This is a genomic window from Streptomyces carpinensis (assembly GCF_002154505.1).
GTDB classification, from domain to species: domain Bacteria; phylum Actinomycetota; class Actinomycetes; order Streptomycetales; family Streptomycetaceae; genus Streptomyces; species Streptomyces carpinensis.
In genome coordinates this window covers 1-1,883 of sequence record NZ_MUBM01000475.1, presented here as the reverse complement: position 1 = coordinate 1,883, position 1,883 = coordinate 1, and the positions used below count along the sequence as shown (strand labels likewise).

The following is a 1,883-nucleotide window of genomic DNA, read 5'->3' as shown; positions in this document are numbered from 1 at the left end:
CGGCGCCGGCACCACGGCCGTACTGCCGCCGGACGCCGCGCAGTTCGACGGCGAGACCGGGTGTGCCCTCAGCCTCCGGCCGGTCGTCCGTCGCCTGCCCCTTGCCGTTGCGCAGCCTCATGGTCCGCCCCCTCGCGATCTTCTCGAGTCGATGACTCGAAGCTACGGATCACGGTCGTTGCGGACCATGGTGGCTGCCGGCGGATCCCGGGTGGGGAAAACCCGAGGCGCCACAGGAGGCCGACCGGTGTCCGTGCTCATCGAGGTTCGCTGACCAAAGCTCTCTGAGCAGGTAGCTGCTTCCTGCCGGCCGAGTCGCCGACGCCGTCAACAGTGACAGTCGCCGTGTGATCACCGACCGGTGTCCGGTGGGAAGCAGGTGGTCCCAGTGGGGGTGGGTGGAGAACCCGGCGACCACCGGAATGCCGAGCCGGTCCACGTCATCGGCGAGTCGGTTCAACTCGGAGCCGTCGATGCCGGGATCGATCAGGATCAACCCATCCTCCCCGCGCGCCGCGATGGAATTGCTCCAGACCCACTCGCTCTGCCGGACCCAGACGCCGTCGGCCACCTGATTCAGCTTGCCCATCTCCACTCCAATCGGTTGGTCACAGTGCTGAGACCGCGATCCGCAGCCAAATCCATCGCTTTCGGCACCCGCCGGGCGCGAGGCCGTGGTTGAGGTGAAAGACGTTGTCGCCGACGTCCAGGTCATCCGCTGATCGACCGTCCGCAGGGCGAGTTGGCCCGGATCGGCGGACGCCGGTGCGCGCCATACTTCCGCGGCAATGCCCGGATCGGCAGCTGCTGTTGCCACTGTCCCGGCGGATCCGGTCGAACAGCTCCTGCTTGGGACAAGGACATCCACAGCACCCACCTCGGTGGACCGCGTCCACCGTTCCACCGCAAGAGCCAGGGTGGGGCCGCTTCACCTGGCCACTACCTCTCGGTGCCCCCGAACGTCCCTCCGACTGGGGCCGGTTGGAGTCGTCTTGGTGGGACCGCTGAAAGCCGTCCCAGCCGATCAAGGACGGCGCTCTTTCCATCCGTCATGAGGCCCCGACGACGGGAGGGCCGGCCCAGCGAACCGGCTACCGGTCCTCGGAGCCGCTTGGCCCGGCAGATCCAAGGTCACTGGGCCACCGGTCGGGTTCGTCAGCCTTGATTCCGTGGTCAGGGCGGAAGACCGCAGTCCCCGCTCGGGCGGGAGGTATCCCCACCAGGTCAGCGGTTCGACGGATCTCGCCGCCTGGCATGAACTCACCGCCGTGCCCGGGCTGAGGCGGGTCGGCCTCGGCGACACCCGGGCTCACGCTGCGCCTGGAAGCGTCCCGCGTCGGGCCGGTCCGCGCTCCCCGGGGATGAGGCCGCTACCCCGCGGCATGAACAGTGAGTGACCGTCCCCCGGCCGTCCGACGAGCGGTCGTGAACGCTCAGGGTAGTCCAAGATCCACGTACGGCGATCGGCGCCGTGCGTTGCGTTCGCGTTCGCGCGCAGGTCACCGCCGGTGCCCACGATCCAGAGTGAGCGGGACGTTCGCGACAGCGACGGACCCGCGACCACTGCTCGCTGACGCGTTCGCATCGGGGGGACCACTCCATGTCGCGCACCCGCTCTGCCGCCACGACGGCCGCTCTGCATCGTCGCGCCCTGCTCGCCGCCGGGGCGGCGTCCCTCGCCGCGGGCGTCGGACTCGCCCTGCGGCCCGAGGAGAGCCGGGCCGCCGGCGCCCCGGCCCAGGGGGAGGTGCCGACCGCCCACTCCCGTCAGGCGCCGGCCGCGCCCCTCGCCCCGTACACCAAGGGCACCACGCTCGCCACGGTCGCAGCGGCCCGTGACAGCTCCGGCTACCGCCGCCTCGGCGACGGCCCCGGCTGGAGCC

The 1,883-nt window shown here is 70.7% G+C and carries 1 protein-coding gene and 2 pseudogenes (1 of these 3 running past the window's edge); 1 reads left to right on the top strand and 2 read right to left on the bottom strand.

Annotation, left to right across the window (positions count from 1 at the left end):
* A pseudogene (locus tag BZY54_RS43865) lies at nucleotides 1–121 on the bottom strand (ATP-binding cassette domain-containing protein) (its annotated part extends 204 nt beyond the left edge of the window); the annotation flags it as partial.
* A gap of 48 nt (nucleotides 122–169) precedes the next feature.
* Nucleotides 170–589, bottom strand: coding sequence for an MBL fold metallo-hydrolase (locus tag BZY54_RS54155; RefSeq protein ID WP_244217626.1), 420 nt, complete (start codon nucleotides 587–589; stop codon nucleotides 170–172).
* A gap of 1,011 nt (nucleotides 590–1,600) precedes the next feature.
* Between BZY54_RS54155 and BZY54_RS43855 the strand changes: the two are divergent.
* Nucleotides 1,601–1,883: pseudogene (locus BZY54_RS43855) on the top strand (TIGR03767 family metallophosphoesterase); the annotation flags it as partial.

Coding starts and splice junctions, on each gene's coding strand:
- BZY54_RS54155 (WP_244217626.1), bottom strand. CDS start 589: ATGGGCAAGCTGAATCAGGTGGCCGACGGCGTCTGGGTCCGGCAGAGC.